Consider the following 17,838-nt stretch of genomic DNA (forward strand, 5'->3'; position numbering starts at 1 on the left):
ATACCCCCGCCGTATTTGTAACAAGAAGAAGCATCAGGCGGGTTCTAAATCGGCTTTGGCTTCGTCGAGTATCCGCTTTGCCTCGGACCCTTGCAGTTTCTGGATGTCATCCTGGTATTTCAGGATTGCGCCCAGTGTGTCACCGATGACCTCGGGGCTGAGATTGATCACGTCCAACGCCAGCAGGCATTTGGCCCAGTCGATGGTTTCGGCGACGCCGGGTTTCTTGAACAAGTCCTCAGTGCGCAAGCGTTGAACAAAGGCAACCACCTCGCGACTGAGCGCCTCAGCGGCCTCGGGCGCGCGGGCGTGGAGGATTTCGATCTCGCGCTCAAAGTCGGGGTAGTCGACCCAGTGGTATAAGCAGCGCCGCTTCAAGGCGTCATGCACTTCGCGCGTACGGTTAGAGGTAACGATGACGATGGGCGGTTCCGGGGCATGGACGGTGCCCAGTTCGGGGATCGTCACCTGAAAATCGCTGAGCGCCTCAAGCAGGAAGGCCTCGAATGGTTCGTCAGTGCGGTCCAACTCATCAATCAGCAGAACCGGAGCACCGTTTTCGTCGGGGCGCATTGCCTGTAACAGAGGACGCTCGATCAGGTAGTCATCCGAGAACAGTTCGGACTGCAACGCCTGCCGGTCCGCCCCGCCCGAAGCCTCAGCCGTGCGGATCGCCACCATCTGGGCAGGAAAGTTCCATTCATAGACGGCCGACGACGCATCAAGCCCCTCGTAGCATTGCAGTCGGATCAGGCGACGATTCAGACCGGCGGCCAACGCCTTGGCGATCTCGGTTTTGCCAACGCCAGCCTCGCCCTCAAGAAAAAGCGGGCGGCCCAGTTTCAGCGACAGGAACACAACGGTGGCCAAAGCCCGACCGCAGACATAGCCCTGCGCGCCCAGCATTTTTTGAACCGCATCAATGGTATCTGGCTGTGTCATCTTCATTTCTCTCCCTCGCCACAACAGGTCACGACAACGCGCGTGCGTCAAGACCGCTGTCCTTCGGGGACTTACGGCGATCTGGTTCGTTGACAAGGGCTTTCCCGGCCGCGGCCACTGTGCTAGCGGAGGCGCCATGACCGATAGCATCACGATCCGCCGCCCCGACGATTGGCACCTGCATCTGCGCGATGGCGCCATGTTGCAGGCCGTCCTGCCCGAAACCGCGCGCCATTTTGCCCGCGCGATCATCATGCCGAACCTTGTTCCGCCCGTTGTGCGCGGCGATCAGGCCGCCGCCTATCGCGAACGCATCATGGCCGCACTACCGGACGGTATGACCTTCGAGCCGCTGATGACCCTGTATTTGACTGAAGATACCGACGCCGATGACGTGGCCGCCGCCCATGCCAGTGGTTTGGTCAAGGCGGTCAAGCTGTACCCGGCCGGAGCAACGACAAATTCGCATTCTGGCGTTCGGAATTTCGACAATGTGCGCCCGGTACTGGAGAAGATGGCCGAGATCGGCCTGCCTCTGTGCGTGCATGGTGAAGTCACTGATGCCGAGATCGACATTTTCGACCGCGAGGCCGTGTTCATCGACCGTGTGCTGGACCCAATCCGGAAAGCCACGCCGGGTCTGCGCGTGGTAATGGAGCATATCACGACCAAAGATGGCGTTGAGTATGTAAAAGCCAACGAAACCGATCTGGGGGCGACAATCACGGCCCATCACCTGATCATCAACCGCAACCATATTTTGGTCGGCGGGATCAAACCGCACTACTACTGCCTGCCCGTCGCCAAGCGCGAGGAACACCGGCTTGCTCTCCTGGCTGCCGCCACTTCGGGCGATGCGCGGTATTTCCTAGGTACGGACAGCGCGCCGCATACCGATGATAACAAGGAAATGGCCTGCGGATGCGCCGGCTGCTTCACCGCAACCAACACCATGTCTCTGGTTACCGAGATGTTCGACCGCGAAGGCGCATTGGACAAACTGGAAGGGTTTGTATCTCTGAACGGTCCTGCATTCTATGGCCTGCCGGTGAATGAAGAGACGATCACCCTGACCAAAGGCGATCCAGTCGAATACCCCAGCAAAATCGAAACCGACGATGGCCCGGTGACGGTTTTTGATGCGGGCTTTCCACTGCACTGGCGCGTGGTTTAACTCGCCAGCCTTTCAGCCAGATCGCGGGCGCGGCCTCCGGTGCGCAGCATCGACCAGATCGCGTCCGCGTCGTCACCACCAATGAGCTTGGCGGCCTTGCCGCGCACGCGATCCTCGCGGTCCGACAAGGTCATTGGGGCCATCAGATCATGTGTCGCCTCTAATCGTGCCCCGTCACGACGCAGCAGGGTCAGATGCGCCTGTGTTTCGGTCAGCGCATCATCCGCCTCGACCGTGATCCGATCCCGCAGGGACGTCAGGCGTGGGTTGGTGCAGACCTTTTCGCTGTAGCTGTCGGGCAATGCCGTATCATAGCCAAGCGCCTGCATGGCGATGACAGTGCGATAGGAAAACTTGGCCCCCAGCCCGGTGGTCGGGGACGTCTGGTTGCAAACACTCATCCAGCGCGGATGGGTCTTGACCTTGATTTCCGCCACTTCGGGCTCGGCAATGTCCAGATCACGCGCAGCTTCAAGTGCTGCGTGCAGGCCGTGACAACAGGCATGGAATTTGTGGCTGACCGTTTCGAACAGCCATTCATCACCCAACCCGTCCAAAGCAGTTTGGGCATCCCCCTCACCGCTATGGGTTGCTCCGAACCCGTATTGCCCTTCCAGCGTGTTCGGATTGGCCTCAAATCCGCGGGCAATCAGCAAGGCAGCCTCGACCCCGGCCGAAGCCGCAAGCCCCGCGTTATAAGGCTTGCCCATTGTTCCGAACTGCGCCTTTAGCCCCGCCGCGCGTGTCGCCGTCAGGCCCAACAGCATGTGCATCTGATCGGCGTCAAAGCGCAACACACGCCCCGCCGCAACCGCTGCCCCAAACGCGCCCGCAGTCGCCGTTTGATGAAACCCGGCCTGATAATGCGCACGTCCCAGCCAGAGGCCTGCACGGACCGAAACCTCCATCCCAACCAGAGCAGCCTCGAGGAAGTCGACAAGAATGCGGTCGTCCCATTCACTCAGCGCCAAGGCCGCAGGCAACACCGCCACAGATGGATGACCGATATGGGCAAAATGCGTGTCATCATAGTCCAGCGCATGCGACACGGTGCCATTCACCAAAGCCGCCCCGCGCAATGGGGCTGATCCTCCGCCGAACAAATGAGCTTGCGTGGCACCCTCTTCGCTTAGAACAAGGTCACGCACGGCCTTTGACACCGGCTCGTCAACACCGGACCGCCCTACGGCAATCCAGTCCAGAACGGACAGCGAGGTCACGACCCGCGTCTGCAATGTCGTCTCTACAGGCCCTGCGGCAAAGGCGGCCAATGATGTGGAAAAATCGCTCATGGGCGCAGTCTAACGCCCGGCAATCGCGGGTAAAGAGCTAGTCGTACAATTCCGTGGCACGAGTCTCGAACGCGTGAACGATCCGGTGCATGGCCTCGTTGAAGACAACGCCGATGATGCCTTGCAGGATGGCGTTCTTGAACTCGAAATCCACGTGGAACGACACGTCGCAACCGCCTTGGGGGGCGTCTTCAAACTGCCAATCGGATTTCATGTATTTGAACGGGCCGTCCAGATATTCAGTGTCGATCTTCATTTGATCCGGGAACAGCGTCACGCGGCTGCCAAACCGTTCACGGAACACTTTGAACGAAATGACCAGATCCGCTTCCATCACCTGCGCCTCGCCTGCGGCATAGGTTCGGCGGATACGAGCGGCAGCGCACCAAGGCAGAAACTCGGGGTATTTCGCCACATCCGCGATCAGGTCGTACATCTGCTGCGCCGTATACGGCAGGTGGCGAGTTTCCGAATGTGTGGGCATGGCGTCCGGTATTAGCAGGTGACAATAGCGCGTCATGTCGTATGTTGCGCGCCAAAGATCAAGGGGGCTGTGATGAGTGACCGCGCATATGTGATTGATGAGATGATCTCGGCCAAGGCCATTGCCGCCCGGATCGAGGAACTGTGCCGCGAGATTACGACCGAATTCTCAGGCACAGACAAGCTGGTGGTTGTTGGCCTGCTGCGCGGCAGTTTCGTCTTTATCGCCGATCTCGTGCGTGAGCTGGACCTGCCGATCGAGGTCGATTTCCTTGAGGCGTCGTCCTACGGCGACTCGATGGAAAGCAGCCGGGAAGTCCGTATTCTTAAGGACTTGCGCGGCGCAATTGAAGGGCGTGACGTCTTGGTGGTCGAGGATATCGTTGATACCGGCCACACCCTGAACCACGTGACCAACCTGCTGCACAGCCGCCAGCCAGCGCGGCTGAAATCCATCGCCCTGCTGGATAAACCCAGCCGCCGCGAGGTTGATTTTCGGTCCGATTGGATTGGTTTCGAAATTCCGGACGAGTTCGTGGTCGGCTACGGCATCGACTATGCACAGCGCAACCGCAACCTGCCCTTCATCGGCAAAGTTCGCTTTACCGAAGAGTAAGCGGCCCCAACACCTGTTGAATGGCGGCGAGGAAAATTTCGGCTCCCACCGGGATCAGGGCGTCCGGGAAATCGTAGTCCGGGTTGTGAAGTTGCGGCTGATTGGTCCCCGATCCAAGCCAGAACATCGCGGCTTTGGCCCCTTTTCCGAACTGCCCGAAATCTTCCGAGAATTTTTGCGGCCTCGGCACCAGTTCACACGACACACCGGTTTCAGCGCAGGACCTGTCTAAGATATCAACGGCCTCAGGTGCATTCACGCAAGCTTCGAACGCATCTTCATAGCTGATCTGATGCTGCAATCCCTGATCAGACGCAACCTGCGCAACCAGCGCCTCAGCTTCATCTATCAGGTGCTGCATCCGGGCATCGGCGACCGTGCGGAGCGTGACCCAAAGCTCAGCATGTCCCGGGGCGACGCCAAAGGTCGGCTCACCGAGACTGACATGCGTAACCGTCGTAAGCGCAAAATCGGCAGCTAATTCACCGCCCTTACCCAGTTCGGCCAATTGCGGCATCAGGATCGCCAGCGCCCCTGCCGGTGACACCCCATCCTGAGGCGCTGCCGCGTGCGAGGTTTTTCCGGTGAGAACAATTTTCATCCCGCGCGAGGCGCAATTGGCCGGACCTTCGCACAATTGAACTTCACCCAGCGCCAACCCCGGCAAGTTGTGTAGAGAAAAGACAAAATCGGGCGCAATATCAGGGAACTTCGGATCAGCCCGATAGGCAATGGCACCCTGCCCGGTTTCCTCAGCAGGTTGGAAAATCAAAACAACCCGGCCTGTTTCGGGGCGGTTTCGGCTCAGGTGGTCGGCGACCCCCAAAACCATCACCATATGCCCGTCGTGCCCGCACAAATGACCCTTGCCGGGTACACGCGAGGCATGGTCTGCCTCGGATAATTCCTGTATCGGCAACCCATCCAACTCGCAGCGGATGGCAACAGTCGGACCGGTTTGTCCACTGCCATAAACTGCAGCAACGCCGTGACCACCGATGCCGGTCAACACTTGATCCGCGCCGCGGCGACGCAGCTCTTCCACCATCCGGGCAGCCGTCTGCGTTTCTTGCCCTGAGAGTTCCGGTGCCTGATGCAACTCGCGGCGCAAGAGAGTCAGTTGCGCGATTGTCTCGGGCGTCACCCTTGCTGCAACTTCTTCTGGCGTGCCTCGCGCAAACGCGCAAAGTCATCCCCTGCATGGTAGGACGAACGGGTCAGAGGCGTCGCAGAGACCATCAGGAAGCCCTTGCCATAAGCCGCCTTTTCGTATGACGCGAATTCCTCAGGCGTCACAAAGCGGTCAACACCATGGTGCTTCGGGGTCGGTTGCAGGTACTGGCCGATGGTCAGAAAGTCGATGTCAGCGGCGCGCATGTCATCCATGACCTGGCGGACCTGCTGCTCGTCTTCACCCAAGCCAACCATGATGCCGGATTTGGTAAAGATCGACGGGTCCATTTCCTTAACCCGCTGCAACAGGCGCAACGAGTGGAAGTAACGCGCGCCCGGGCGTACTTCGGGGTAAAGGCCGGGAACTGTTTCGAGGTTGTGGTTGAACACGTCCGGTTTGGCCTCGACCACGGTTTCCAGAACCGCCGGATCGCATTTGAGGAAATCCGGTGTCAGAATCTCAATCGTCGTCTTGGGCGAACGATGACGCACGGCGCGGATCGTCTGCGCAAAATGCTCGGCCCCGCCATCGGTCAGGTCATCCCGGTCCACAGATGTAATGACAACGTGGTTCAGACCCAGCTTTTGCACCGCGTGCGCCACGCGTCCGGGTTCAAACGCGTCCAGATCATCCGGGCGGCCGGTAGCGATGTTGCAGAAGGTACAGCCGCGCGTACAAATCTCACCCATGATCATCATGGTGGCGTGGCCCTGGCTCCAGCATTCGCCGACATTCGGGCATCCGGCCTCTTCACAAACCGTGACCAGATTGTTCTCGCGCATGATCTTGTGCGTCTCGGCATAGCCTTTGCCACCCGGAGCCTTCACGCGAATCCATTTGGGTTTTTTTGGCTGCGCATTGTCCTGACGATGCGCCTTTTCGGGATGACGTTGCTCGGGGATCTTGAGATCACGCACGGTTGGCTTTCCTGACTTTGGGTCAAACTTACTGTGGTTTAATATAATTTGCCGTCCTTGGCTACGCCACCCATGCATAGCCGCCATGACGCCGCATTATGCTCGCGCGGAAAAACTCGACAACGACTTCATGGTTAGCATATGAAAAGCGAATATTTTTTCACCATTCAACCTATTTCGCGCACGCGGCAAAATTACCGTTGAAGCGTATTTAGAACTGTTTTAACTCACCGGAAACTCACAAGTGAATCACAGGAACTTGACTATGAAATCCGGTACAAAACTGCCTGACGTAACCTTCCACACGCGCGTGCGCGATGAGGCCGTGGAAGGCCCGAACCCGTTCCGTTGGGAAGACAAAACAACCGCGGATTACTTTGCCGGCAAGCGCGTGATCCTGTTCTCGCTGCCCGGTGCCTTTACGCCCACATGCTCGACCTACCAGCTGCCCGGTTTTGAGAACGGGTTTGCCGAGTTCAAAGCACAGGGCATTGACGAGATTTATTGCATGTCCGTGAATGACAGCTTTGTCATGAACAAATGGGCGCAGGATCAGGGTCTGAAGAACGTCAAGGTGATCCCGGATGGTTCGGGCGAGTTCACCCGCAAGATGGGCATGCTGGTCGACAAAGACAATCTGGGCTTTGGTATGCGCTCGTGGCGCTATGCGGCCATCGTCAACAACGGCGTGGTCGAGGCGTGGTTTGAAGAGCCCGGCCTGATGGACAACTGCCCCGAGGACCCCTATGGCGTCTCTGCCCCGGAAAACCTGAAAAAGCATCTGGACGAAGCAAAAGAGCCTGCACTGGCCTAAGCTTCCGTCACACGCTGATCGTGAAAGACCCGCCATTGGCGGGTCTTTTTGCGTTCAGGTGCGGGTGGCCGTGACGATGTTCTCTCCGACCTGACGGATCACGTTTGCCAGACCATCAAACCAGTCCTCACCTCCGGTTGAGGCCCGCCGCACCAGCCCCACGGTTCGCGCCGGTTGTGGCGCACCGAATCTGCGCAATTGGAGGCCGGGAACCGCAGCTGTTTCGGCCCGTGCGGCCAGTTCGGGCATCAGGGTCAAGCCGAACCCTTCGGCAACAAGCCGGGACAGGGTCGCAAGCGAGGATGCCCCCATATTGATCAACCCGCTGCTGCGATCCTGCCCACAGACCTCAAGCGCCTGATCGGTCAGACAATGTCCGTCATCCAACAGCATCAACTGCGCAGATTGCAGGTCCAAAGGCCGCAAGGCCTCGGGGTTGGTCTCCATCCCTTCCAGCCGCGAGGCGCTTCCGGCCAGAAGAAACCGGTCCTGAAACAGCGGCAACTCAAACAGTTCGCTCCCCCCTGCGGGCAACGCAACAACACCTGCATCGATCTCTCCAGCCCGTAACATAGTCAGCAGGCGCTCGGTCCTGACCTCACGGACCTGAACTCGCAACGACACATCAGACGATCGCAACCCGGCAAGCACGCCAGGCAGCAAGTATGGTGCGATTGTCGGGATAATGCCGATCGACAGCGACCTGTGCCCGCCTGACCGATCCCGTGCAAATTGATCCAAACGGTCCGCTGCCCCCAGCACCTGACGCGCATAATCCAGCACATCGCGCCCCAGCGGAGTCAGCAGAATGTCACGCGCTTGACGCTCAAACAGCGGGCCGCCGAGGCTCTCCTCCAACGCCTTGATCTGCACGGACAAGGCAGGCTGAGACACGTGGCACACCTGCGCAGCCCGGCCAAAGTTTCGTTGCTCAGCAACTGCGTTGAAGTACTGAAGTTGTCTAAGGGTAAAATTCATAACCCTTGACTATCACTTGACCCCGCATTCGCAACAAAAACATATCATCCGATCATGCGATTACGTTCCGACTGACATTCGTAATGCCGCTTTAGCCGCTGCAAGGCGATGCGCAGCACGATTTTACCGGACCGGGCCGACCATCCCATGCGTTTTTCGGCCAGCTCGAGCCCCTCCAGATAGCAACAACACCGCAGAGCCACGTCGCTCAGCCCCGGCCCGAGGTCGGACAGGGCGTTCTCGACCCGGTCCCGTGCGCCGGAGGACCCGCGCCCACCATGCGCCTCGCTGCCGAAACTGCCCCGTCCGCCTGCGGTTAGAAAATGATCCCAGTTCTGGGCGACCTGAGGTCCAATCTGGGCCAGTTCGAAATCCTCGCGCAGCCGCTCACCTGCGGCTACAAGCGCTTCGTCCAGAAACGGTTTACCATCCCGGTCGCGCCGGCGGGCCAACGCGACCAACGGGCTTTCTGCCGCGCTGTAGCGAATGCGTCTTGGACGGCTGGAACCGCCCTCTGTCCCACTTGCCGCCTGAAACGGGGTTTGCGCCTCGGCCATTCCGAATTCGCTGCGGGTCCGCGCCTTGTTTTCCGCATCGGCCACCAGTTGGCTCAGCGCTGTTCGGCCCGACGACGAAATCCGATAGCGTGAGATGCGCCCCGGATTGTCACATGAGATCCAGTCATTCAACGCCAAGGCCTGCGCAATCCTACATTCAACCACCGCTGTCCGTGTGGCGCCCCCATCGCCCGAGTCGCGAACCACGACGGCCTTATCCATCTCTTCCGCGACCGCCAGAACCGAACCCGTTTCGCAAAGGCGACGCAGAATCCGCAAAGCCTCGCGCTGGAACTCCTCCTCCTGCGCTGCGGCGCTGTCTTCTTGTGCGGCCCCAAACGAATTGGCCGCCTCGGCAACCGGATCGCCAAAATGCGTTTCGGCCAGCGATTGCAGCGCCGCATCCACCAAAGGATCGTCGCGGCGCATTTCGATACGCCTGATCTGTCTGAGTATGGTCGAAGCATGGCACCCCGCTGATCGCGCGATGTCGCGGATCGACTGGCCGGTTTCGGTGTGGGCAAGGTATCGCTGCGCCCCCTCAGGTACCCAAGCCGGAATGGTGAAAGCCATGTTGTTTTCCATATTTACTTGCCCTTGTTGACACAACAATCTGTTTCCTATCGCCCCCGACAAATTCGTTAACCAATTCTAACTAGAGGTGCTTTCGTTACTCGTTCGTTAATCCGCGAGGACAAGAAGCAGATTTGATTCAAAATCATAAACACTCATGAAGTCAGAGTTCGGCGCGATCCCATTCAAGGCAACACCCGCTTAGGTTGTGCGAGAAATTCACGGAGTTTCAATCGAGCAAAGGACCCCAGGAATGCAGGACCTGATGACCATGATTACCACCCTCCGCCGCCCTCGTCTGTTGGCACGGGCTGCAAAGCACGGGGCGCAGGACTATGACCGGGACCGGCATCTGCAACGTATCCTGGGTTATGGCACATTGCCCGGCACCGGCTCGGCGCTGGTGCGGTTGATGGAAATGGAACGAGAGATTAACGCGCAGCGGCTGGAAGAGGACGCGGCCTATTCGCTGGTCCGGCATCTGGACCTGCTGATTGCCCTGCTGGGCGAGGCGCAGCTGTTTCAGGCCAGCCGCGCCGCGCAGTATCAATGATCAGGCAAAGGCATCCGGCATGGACGCCTTCTTATTCGCCACGTATTCGTTCAACGCGGCATGGATACCCGGGTCGAGTTGCGGCTGCTGGTAGTTGGCCAGCAGATACTCGACCCGCGACGAGGCCAGTTGCTGCGTATCGCGCGCGCCCTCGTCTTCCCAGGTTTCATAGGGTTTGTAGTCCAGCAGGTCTGACTTCCAGAATGCTTCCTTGAAGTTGGCCTGCGTGTGCGCGCAACCCAGATAGTGACCGCCCGGCCCCACTTCGCGGATGGCATCCATGGCTTGGGCGTTTTCATCATAGGCAACACCTTTGGCCAGCCCGTGCAAAGCACCCAATTGGTCGGCATCCATGACAAACTTTTCAAAGTCAGCCACCAGGCCTCCTTCGAGCCAGCCGCACGAGTGCAGCATGAAGTTCACGCCAGACATCAGACCCATATTCAGCGAGTTCGCAGTCTCATATGCCGCCTGCGCGTCAGGCAGTTTTGAGCCACAGAACGAGCCCGCCGAGCGATACGGCAGGTTCAGACGACGGGCCAGCTGTCCAGCACCATAGGTGACCAAGGACGCCTCCGGCGTACCAAAGGTAGGCGCGCCCGAGTTCATGTCGATCGAAGACACAAAGGCACCAAAGATCGCAGGCGCACCCGGACGGATGATCTGGCTATAGGCGACCCCTGCCAGAACTTCGGCCAGAACCTGCGTCAACGTTCCCGCAACCGACACCGGTGCCATCGCACCGCCGACGATAAAGGGCGAGATGATGCAGGCCTGATTGTTCTTGGCGTAAACCTCAAGCGAGCCCATCATCACGTCGTCGAAAGTCATCGGCGAGTTAATATTGGTTAGCGAGGTCATGACGGTGTTGTTCTGCACGAAGTCCTTGCCGAACAGAATCTCGCACATCTCAATCGAGTCCTGCGCCCGGCTGGGATCTGTGACCGAGCCCATGAACGGTTTGTCGGACAGGGTCATATGCGCCATCAGCATATCCAGGTGACGCTTGTTAACCGGCACATCGGTCGGCTCACACACGGTCCCGCCCGAATGGTGCAGCCACTTGGACATATAGGCCAGTTTCACGAACTTATTGAAATCGTCCATGGTCGCATAGCGACGCCCACCTTGCGCATCACGCACAAACGGGGGGCCATAAACCGGGGCCAACACGAGGTTGCGGCCACCAATAACCACCGACTTCTCGGGGTTGCGGGCGTGTTGGGTAAACTCGCTGGGCGCGGTCTTGATCAGTTCGCGCGCCAACCCACGCGGAATGCGCACACGCTCGCCATCCACATCGGCACCGGCATCTTTCCAGCGCTGCAACGCGCCGGGATTGTCAATAAAGTTGACGCCGACCTCAGCCAGAACGGTTTCAGCGTTGGTCTCGATGATCTCCAGCGCTTCTTCGTTCAGAACCTCGAAGTTCGGAATGTTCCGTTCGATGTACTTTGCTGTTTCGATACGAACTGCCGTGCGCTCGGCCCGGCGGGCGGCACCGCCACCGCCTCTGGCTCTGCGTCGGGTGTTTGCCTCTGCCATGAGAATATCCCGTTAGTCATGTTCACGTTGCAATTTGTGTTATCGGAACCGCGGATCACACCAGACGTGGATTACGGCGCTCTAGGTGTAAAAGCGACATGAGCATCAATTCGAAATTGCTTTGACCGCTTTTTTTGTGACCTTCATTATGGGGCTATGGAACCAAAATCGCAAAAGACGCCTGTTCCGGCGGTCGAGCGCAAGACACTTGATGCCGCCGAAATTGGTGCTGTGGCTCATCTGTATCGCGGTGAGGTGTACCGCAGCACCATCTGGCGCACGCGGCTGGACACGACAACAAATTGGGCCGTCGTTACCCTTGGGGTCGCATTGTCGATCTCGTTTTCCTCGCCGGACGCATCGCCCCTGCCGCTTGTTCTTGTCGGTGTTCTGATCATCCTGTTTCTGATGCTCGAAGCCCGCCGGTATCGCTATTTCAACGTTTGGCGTGCGCGGGCCAGATGGTTAGAGACGCATTTCTACGCCCCTCTCCTCTATGACGGTGACCTTCACATGGAGGAGAACTGGCAAAAGGTTCTGGCCGAGGATTATCTGCGCCCGCGCTATCACGTTAGCCTGATGATCGCGATTGGCCGCCGAATCCGCAGGAACTATCTATGGATATTGCTGATCCAGAGCCTCGCATTCGGTGTCAAACTCTCGGTTCACCCTTCGCCGGTTGAAGATTTCAAACAAGCCATTGACCGCGCTGATGTTGGCCCCATCCCCGGCGAGGTACTGATTGTCACCGGCGTTCTCTATATTCTCTGCTGGTCACTGATTGCGATTTGGAGTTATCGGATGGACGGACGACGCGCATCGCACCGTGGAAGCGAAAAATCCGAGTCCATGGGCTAGGCGCAAGACTATAGTTCCTTGATCATGGCAACCGAATTCCCGGCAACCTCAGTTTCGCGCCATCCCAGATGAGCATAAATCGCGCGTGTGTCTTGCATTTGGCGATGCGTCCTTAATTCCATATGTGTGCATTCAGCCTGGCGGGCAGCATCCTCAGCCCGTTTCAGCAATTTCCCCGCAATGCCCTGCCCCTGCGCTTTGGGCGAGACAGCAAGGTTGATAACTTTCATAGCCCCGTTGGATTGAGCATAGATGATCACCCCGCCAAGATCGGCCCCAGTCCATGCCAGAACCACCTGATTTTCGGCAATCTCTTGCGGAATGCCTGCCGTAACGTCCGGAAGATCGTCGATAGATTCGCGCACTTTTGAATAGGCAGCCGCGATGCAGTCCTTGATCGCCCGTGCATCTGCCGGAACCGCATTGGCAAACCGAATTGCAGTCATTGATCCCTCCTCTCTCTGCCTTTGGCCGAAAAGCCTGTCATAACGCTTGCACATAGCCGCCGCGCGACCTAAGAGCCACTCATGAGCCAGACATCCCATGACCGCCTTCTGATCATCGACTTCGGCAGCCAGGTGACGCAGCTGATCGCACGCCGCCTGCGCGAGTTGAATGTCTATTGCGAAATCCACCCTTACCAGAAAGTGACGATGGACTTTGTGCGCGAAATGGCGCCCAAGGCTGTGATCTTCTCGGGCGGGCCGGACAGCGTGACGCGCGAGGGGTCGCCCCGCGCCCCGCAAGAGATTTTCGACTATGGCGTGCCTATTCTGGGCATCTGCTATGGCCAGCAAGTTATGATGCAACAACTGGGCGGCAAAGTCGAAAGCGGCCACGGCACCGCCGAGTTCGGTCGCGCCTTTGTCACTCCGAAAGGGCAGCTGGACATTCTGGCGGATTGGTTCGCGGACGGCGATGAGCAGGTCTGGATGAGCCACGGCGACCATGTCAGTGAAATCGCTCCGGGTTTTGAGGTTTATGGCACCTCGCCGAATGCGCCCTATGCGATCACCGCAGATACCAATCGTCACTTCTATGCGGTTCAGTTCCACCCTGAGGTGCACCACACCCCCAAGGGCGCAAAGCTGTACGAGAACTTCGTCAAACTGGCCGGGTTCAGCGGTGACTGGACCATGGGTGCCTATCGCGAGCAGATGATCGAAAAGATCCGCGAGCAGGTTGGTGACAAAAAGGTCATCTGCGGCCTGTCTGGCGGCGTCGACAGCTCGGTCGCCGCGATCCTGATCCATGAGGCCATCGGCGATCAGCTGACCTGTGTGTTCGTCGATCATGGCCTGTTGCGCAAGAACGAGGCCGAAGAAGTCGTCGGCATGTTCCGCGACAACTATAATATTCAGTTGATCCATGCTGATGAAAGCGACCTGTTCTTGGGCGAGTTGGATGGCCAGTCCGACCCCGAGACCAAGCGCAAGATCATTGGCAAGCTGTTCATCGACGTGTTCCAGAAACATGCCGACACCATTGAAGGGGCCGAGTTCCTTGCCCAAGGCACGCTCTACCCCGATGTGATCGAGTCGGTTTCCTTCTCTGGCGGCCCATCCGTCACCATCAAGTCGCACCACAATGTCGGTGGCCTGCCCGAGAAAATGGGCCTGAAACTGGTCGAACCCTTGCGCGAACTGTTCAAGGACGAGGTCCGCGCATTGGGCCGCGAACTTGGCCTGCCCGCCAGCTTCATTGGCCGCCACCCCTTCCCCGGACCGGGTCTGGCGATCCGCTGCCCCGGCGAGATCACCCGCGAAAAGTTGGAGATCCTGCGTGAAGCGGACGCGATCTATATCGACCAGATTCGCAAGCACGGCCTTTACGACGATATCTGGCAGGCCTTTGTCGCAATCCTTCCTGTTCGCACGGTCGGCGTGATGGGTGATGGTCGCACCTATGACTATGCCTGCGCGCTGCGTGCCGTGACATCGGTGGATGGCATGACCGCCGATTACTACCCGTTCAGCCACGAGTTCCTCGGTGAAACCGCCACGCGGATCATCAACGAGGTGAAGGGCATCAACAGATGCACCTACGACATAACCTCGAAACCCCCGGGAACAATCGAGTGGGAATAAAGAAAAGCCGGGCACTGTCCCGGCTTTTTTGTTCATGTCCTGCCAGAAACCCATAGGTTTCGTATGGGAAGTTCACGATTCGCGAAGGCAGGATCATGCAAAGCAGCAAACCACAAATCGGCAAAGCCGCGCTTTGGATGACCGGGGCAATCGCGTCGTTTTCCTCGATGGCCGTGGCCGGACGCGAGCTGAGCGCCACACATGATACGTTTGAAATCATGTTCTACCGCAGTCTTGTCGGTGTTTGCGTGGTTGCCCTGGTTCTGACGCTCACGGGCAAGTGGCATCAGGTCTCTGCCAAAAGACTGGACTTGCACGTATCGCGGAACTTCGTTCACTTCATCGGGCAAAATCTGTGGTTTTACGCTGTAACGGTCGTCCCATTGGCGCAGGTTTTTGCGCTTGAGTTCACCCAACCCATCTGGGTGATCCTGCTGTCTCCGCTGCTACTGGGCGAGCGTTTGACGTCCATTCGCATCATTTCCGCCCTGATCGGATTCGCCGGAATTCTGATCGTCGCCCGGCCCGGCGCCGTCCCCATGAGCGTCGGCGTCCTGAGTGCGGCGCTGACCGCCGTATTCTTTGCATTGACTACGATTTTCACGAAAAAGCTGACGCGGGTCGCCACGATCGGGTGCATCATGTTCTGGCTGACCGTCATACAGGCCATTCTCGGCTTTCTCGCCTCTGGATTAGACGGCCAGATCACCCTGCCAACCGCCAACACGGTTCCGTTCCTGTTATTGGTCGGTCTGGCGGGACTGCTGGCCCACTATTGCATCACGAACGCACTGGCGATTGCTCCGGCAACGGTGGTGGTGCCGTTCGACTTTGCCCGACTGCCCACAATCGCTGTGGTTGGCATGATCCTTTACCACGAACCAGTGGACCACTGGACGCTACTTGGGGCCCTTGTGATCTTTTCAGGTATCTTTCTGAATGTTCACGCCGAGAATCGTAACAGTTTGGCAACAGTTTCGCATCACACTCGCCAAGAATAACGCACCGTCACTGCTTGACGGTAAGATAAGCCTCAAGAAAGTATCGAGCACCACAAAACAGATCGGTCTTCATCACTCAGAATGTCGGTCTGACTATGCAGGACACCTTTAGGGAGGACACAATGAAAAAAGCGCTATTGCAGGCGTGCGCCCTTTGCGTCGGAGCGACAGGAGCTTATGCAGGCGGCCTTGACCGAAGCGGCCAGGGCATCAACCTGATCTTTGAGGAAGGATCAGTTGTGCAGTTTCGTCTGGGCTACACCAACCCGGATGTAAGCGGAACTTTGGGCGGAGTGGACTCTGGAAACGTTGCCAACAGCTTTTTCACTCCGCATCTCGGATATAAAAGAGCGCTGACCGATCAGCTGGATTTCGCAATTATGTATGATCAGCCGTTTGGCGCTGATGTCGAATACGGCGCGAACTACCCGCTGTCGGTCAACCCGACTTCACCGGTTGGCGGACGCAGCGGGGTGCTTGAAGCATCGGCACGAACAGATGCGATCACTGCCCTGTTGCGTTACAAAATCAATAACGGTTTCAGTGCAATTGGTGGTCTTCGGGTCCAGCGCCTGACCGGCGATGTAACGGTCCCGGCCGCTGCTGGCTATCAGACAGATATCGACGCGGATATTGATTATGGCTACGTGATCGGTGTTGCATGGGAAAAACCCGAAATTGCCGCCCGCGTATCACTGACCTACAACTCAAAAGTCACTCACAGCATTTCGCAAACCGAGTCTGCGAACCAGGTCCCCCCCATTCCCGCTGGATTGGTTGTTGTTGATACAGACACCGAGGTCGTTACGCCGCAGTCTGTCAACCTCGACTTCCAGACCGGCGTTGCCCCAAAGACGCTGTTGTTTGGTTCGGTGCGGTGGGTGGATTGGCCGCAATCCGTTTACGCGCCGCCGCTTTATGTTGGGATCACCAACGACAATCTGCTGGACTACGACGACGACACCTTCACCTACTCGCTGGGCTTGGGTTATCAGTTCACCGAAGAATTCGCGGGTGCGATTACAGTTGGATACGAAACCTCAACAGGATCGACCGTTTCGGATCTCGGACCAACAGACGGGTTTTGGAGCGTCGGCCTCGGTGGAACATACTCCATCGAAAAGGCGCAGATTTCTGGAGGCGTCCAATACACAGATATTGGTGATGCCACGACCAACCAAGGCGCTCAGTTCTCGGGCAACAGCGCCTGGAGCGTCGGGTTTCAGGTCACTTACGCGCTGGACTAATCCGAGCGCATTGCCAAAAAACAAACCCCGCCACTTCGGCGGGGTTTTTTCTTTTCGCAAGTTCCGGGTCGAACCGGCCAGCAAGCAATGCGAAAACCAGATATGGCTGATCAAAAACACCTTTCATCGCGCGCATGGGCCGAGCTTCTTCTTCTCGGTCTGATCTGGGGCGCATCTTTTGTGTCGATCCGTATCGCGCTGGACACAATCCCCGTAATGACTTCGGTGCTGCACCGGGTATTCTGGGCGATGCTTGTGCTGTGGCTTGTCGTGCGCTTTCAAAGGCTGGAGGTCCCGCGCGACCCGCGTATCTGGCTGGCGTTTCTGGTCATGGGGCTTCTGAACAACGCCATTCCCTTTACGCTTATGGCCTGGGGGCAGCTCTATATCGAAACTGGGCTAACCTCGATCCTGAATGCGATGACCGCCATTTTCGGAGTTATCACGGCGGCTATATTCTTTAGCGACGAACGCCTGACCCGCGCCCGCGCGATTGGGGTTGGGTTGGGTTTTCTTGGCGTTGCAACTGCTATTGGGCTGCGCAATTTCACCAGCTTTGACCTGCAAAGCATGGCTCAACTCGCCATCATTGCCGGTACAATCTCATACGCACTGGCAGGGGCTTGGGCGCGTGTCACGCTGTCCCAACTTTCTCCTGTTGTTGCGGCAGCCGGGATGCTAACCGGATCAACCGTTTTGATCCTGCCGATCACCCTGATGGTCGACGGCATTCCAACCCTTGTGCTGCCGCCAATCACCTGGGCCGCAATCGCTTTTTACGCTTTGGCTGCAACGGCCGGCGCCTATCTGCTCTATTACCGAATTCTGGCGATGGCCGGAGCTGGCAACCTGATGCTGGTCACGCTGATCATCCCTCCGGTCGCTATTGTCCTGGGCACAGTAATGAGGGACGAAGCCCTGCCCCCGCACGCCTATATAGGCTTTGCAATCCTTGCCTTCGGGCTTTTGATCCTCAACCGGTCTGGCCCACGTGATTGACGCCGCCCGCCGCCCGTTTTAGCTAGGT

Annotated in this window: 18 protein-coding genes; 9 read left to right on the forward strand and 9 right to left on the reverse strand. The window is 58.1% G+C overall.

All coding sequences use genetic code 11. From position 1 onward, the window contains the following. Window positions 1–33: 33 nt before the first annotated feature. A complete protein-coding gene (locus ACOQOY_RS03575) occupies window positions 34–942 on the reverse strand; it encodes an AAA family ATPase (protein WP_420584117.1) in 909 nt (302 codons plus the stop codon). Between the two features lie 136 nt (window positions 943–1,078). On the opposite strand from ACOQOY_RS03575, the gene pyrC reads away from it, so the two are divergent. Then, the gene (pyrC, locus tag ACOQOY_RS03580) at window positions 1,079–2,116 is read left to right on the forward strand and encodes a dihydroorotase (protein ID WP_420584118.1); all 1,038 of its coding nucleotides are present in this window, start codon (window positions 1,079–1,081) and stop codon (window positions 2,114–2,116) included. On the opposite strand, the gene ACOQOY_RS03585 is transcribed toward pyrC, so the two are convergent. Together ACOQOY_RS03585 and ACOQOY_RS03590 are read right to left on the reverse strand one after the other, a co-directional pair. After that, window positions 2,113–3,408, reverse strand: a complete 1,296-nt coding sequence (locus tag ACOQOY_RS03585) for an MmgE/PrpD family protein (protein WP_420584119.1) — start codon at window positions 3,406–3,408, stop codon at window positions 2,113–2,115. The genes pyrC and ACOQOY_RS03585 overlap by 4 nt on opposite strands. 37 nt (window positions 3,409–3,445) lie before the next feature. Then, complete coding sequence (locus tag ACOQOY_RS03590; RefSeq protein WP_420584120.1) at window positions 3,446–3,892, reverse strand: type II toxin-antitoxin system RatA family toxin; 447 nt, start codon at window positions 3,890–3,892, stop codon at window positions 3,446–3,448. 72 nt (window positions 3,893–3,964) lie between these two features. Between ACOQOY_RS03590 and hpt the strand changes: the two genes are divergently transcribed. Next, window positions 3,965–4,507 carry a hypoxanthine phosphoribosyltransferase gene (hpt, locus tag ACOQOY_RS03595; protein WP_420584121.1) on the forward strand — a complete coding sequence of 181 codons (543 nt, stop codon included), beginning with the start codon at window positions 3,965–3,967 and terminating at the stop codon, window positions 4,505–4,507. On the opposite strand, the gene ACOQOY_RS03600 is transcribed toward hpt, so the two are convergent. Together ACOQOY_RS03600 and lipA are read right to left on the reverse strand one after the other, a co-directional pair. Further along, on the reverse strand, window positions 4,494–5,651 hold the full coding sequence (locus tag ACOQOY_RS03600) for an amidohydrolase (protein ID WP_420584122.1): 1,158 nt from the start codon (window positions 5,649–5,651) through the stop codon (window positions 4,494–4,496). The two genes, hpt and ACOQOY_RS03600, sit on opposite strands and share 14 nt — an antisense overlap. Continuing rightward, window positions 5,648–6,598, reverse strand: coding sequence for a lipoyl synthase (gene lipA, locus ACOQOY_RS03605; protein WP_420584123.1), 951 nt, complete (start codon window positions 6,596–6,598; stop codon window positions 5,648–5,650). Before lipA ends, ACOQOY_RS03600 begins: the two co-directional genes overlap by 4 nt. A 265-nt stretch (window positions 6,599–6,863) precedes the next feature. On the opposite strand from lipA, the gene ACOQOY_RS03610 reads away from it, so the two are divergent. Beyond that, window positions 6,864–7,412: a peroxiredoxin gene (locus ACOQOY_RS03610; protein WP_420584124.1), complete on the forward strand. Its 549-nt coding sequence runs from the start codon at window positions 6,864–6,866 to the stop codon at window positions 7,410–7,412. 54 nt (window positions 7,413–7,466) lie between these two features. Here the strand turns inward: ACOQOY_RS03610 and ACOQOY_RS03615 are convergent, their stop codons facing one another. Together ACOQOY_RS03615 and ACOQOY_RS03620 are read right to left on the reverse strand one after the other, a co-directional pair. Further along, on the reverse strand, window positions 7,467–8,390 hold the full coding sequence (locus ACOQOY_RS03615; RefSeq protein WP_420584125.1) for a LysR substrate-binding domain-containing protein: 924 nt from the start codon (window positions 8,388–8,390) through the stop codon (window positions 7,467–7,469). Between the two features lie 44 nt (window positions 8,391–8,434). Beyond that, window positions 8,435–9,532: a DUF6456 domain-containing protein gene (locus tag ACOQOY_RS03620; RefSeq protein WP_420584126.1), complete on the reverse strand. Its 1,098-nt coding sequence runs from the start codon at window positions 9,530–9,532 to the stop codon at window positions 8,435–8,437. Between the two features lie 241 nt (window positions 9,533–9,773). Between ACOQOY_RS03620 and ACOQOY_RS03625 the strand changes: the two genes are divergently transcribed. Continuing rightward, window positions 9,774–10,073 (forward strand): DUF6477 family protein, encoded by a 300-nt coding sequence (locus ACOQOY_RS03625; RefSeq protein WP_420584127.1) that lies wholly within the window; start codon window positions 9,774–9,776, stop codon window positions 10,071–10,073. Here the strand turns inward: ACOQOY_RS03625 and ACOQOY_RS03630 are convergent, their stop codons facing one another. Further along, complete coding sequence (locus ACOQOY_RS03630; RefSeq protein ID WP_420584128.1) at window positions 10,074–11,618, reverse strand: trimethylamine methyltransferase family protein; 1,545 nt, start codon at window positions 11,616–11,618, stop codon at window positions 10,074–10,076. 156 nt (window positions 11,619–11,774) lie between these two features. Between ACOQOY_RS03630 and ACOQOY_RS03635 the strand changes: the two genes are divergently transcribed. Next, a complete protein-coding gene (locus ACOQOY_RS03635; RefSeq protein ID WP_420584129.1) occupies window positions 11,775–12,476 on the forward strand; it encodes a DUF2270 domain-containing protein in 702 nt (233 codons plus the stop codon). 8 nt (window positions 12,477–12,484) lie between these two features. Here the strand turns inward: ACOQOY_RS03635 and ACOQOY_RS03640 are convergent, their stop codons facing one another. Next, a complete protein-coding gene (locus ACOQOY_RS03640) occupies window positions 12,485–12,922 on the reverse strand; it encodes a GNAT family N-acetyltransferase (protein ID WP_420584130.1) in 438 nt (145 codons plus the stop codon). 81 nt (window positions 12,923–13,003) lie between these two features. Between ACOQOY_RS03640 and guaA the strand changes: the two genes are divergently transcribed. The 4 genes from guaA (at window position 13,004) to ACOQOY_RS03660 (ending at window position 17,810) form a co-directional block, all read left to right on the forward strand. Then, window positions 13,004–14,563: a glutamine-hydrolyzing GMP synthase gene (gene guaA, locus ACOQOY_RS03645; RefSeq protein WP_420584131.1), complete on the forward strand. Its 1,560-nt coding sequence runs from the start codon at window positions 13,004–13,006 to the stop codon at window positions 14,561–14,563. A 95-nt stretch (window positions 14,564–14,658) separates the two neighbouring features. After that, window positions 14,659–15,564: a DMT family transporter gene (locus ACOQOY_RS03650; protein WP_420584132.1), complete on the forward strand. Its 906-nt coding sequence runs from the start codon at window positions 14,659–14,661 to the stop codon at window positions 15,562–15,564. A 122-nt stretch (window positions 15,565–15,686) separates the two neighbouring features. Then, the gene (locus tag ACOQOY_RS03655; protein WP_420584133.1) at window positions 15,687–16,811 is read left to right on the forward strand and encodes an OmpP1/FadL family transporter; all 1,125 of its coding nucleotides are present in this window, start codon (window positions 15,687–15,689) and stop codon (window positions 16,809–16,811) included. 102 nt (window positions 16,812–16,913) lie between these two features. Further along, the gene (locus tag ACOQOY_RS03660; RefSeq protein WP_420584134.1) at window positions 16,914–17,810 is read left to right on the forward strand and encodes a DMT family transporter; all 897 of its coding nucleotides are present in this window, start codon (window positions 16,914–16,916) and stop codon (window positions 17,808–17,810) included. Window positions 17,811–17,838 lie beyond the last annotated feature (28 nt).

This window comes from Ruegeria sp., from assembly GCF_965221235.1.
GTDB lineage: Bacteria > Pseudomonadota > Alphaproteobacteria > Rhodobacterales > Rhodobacteraceae > Ruegeria.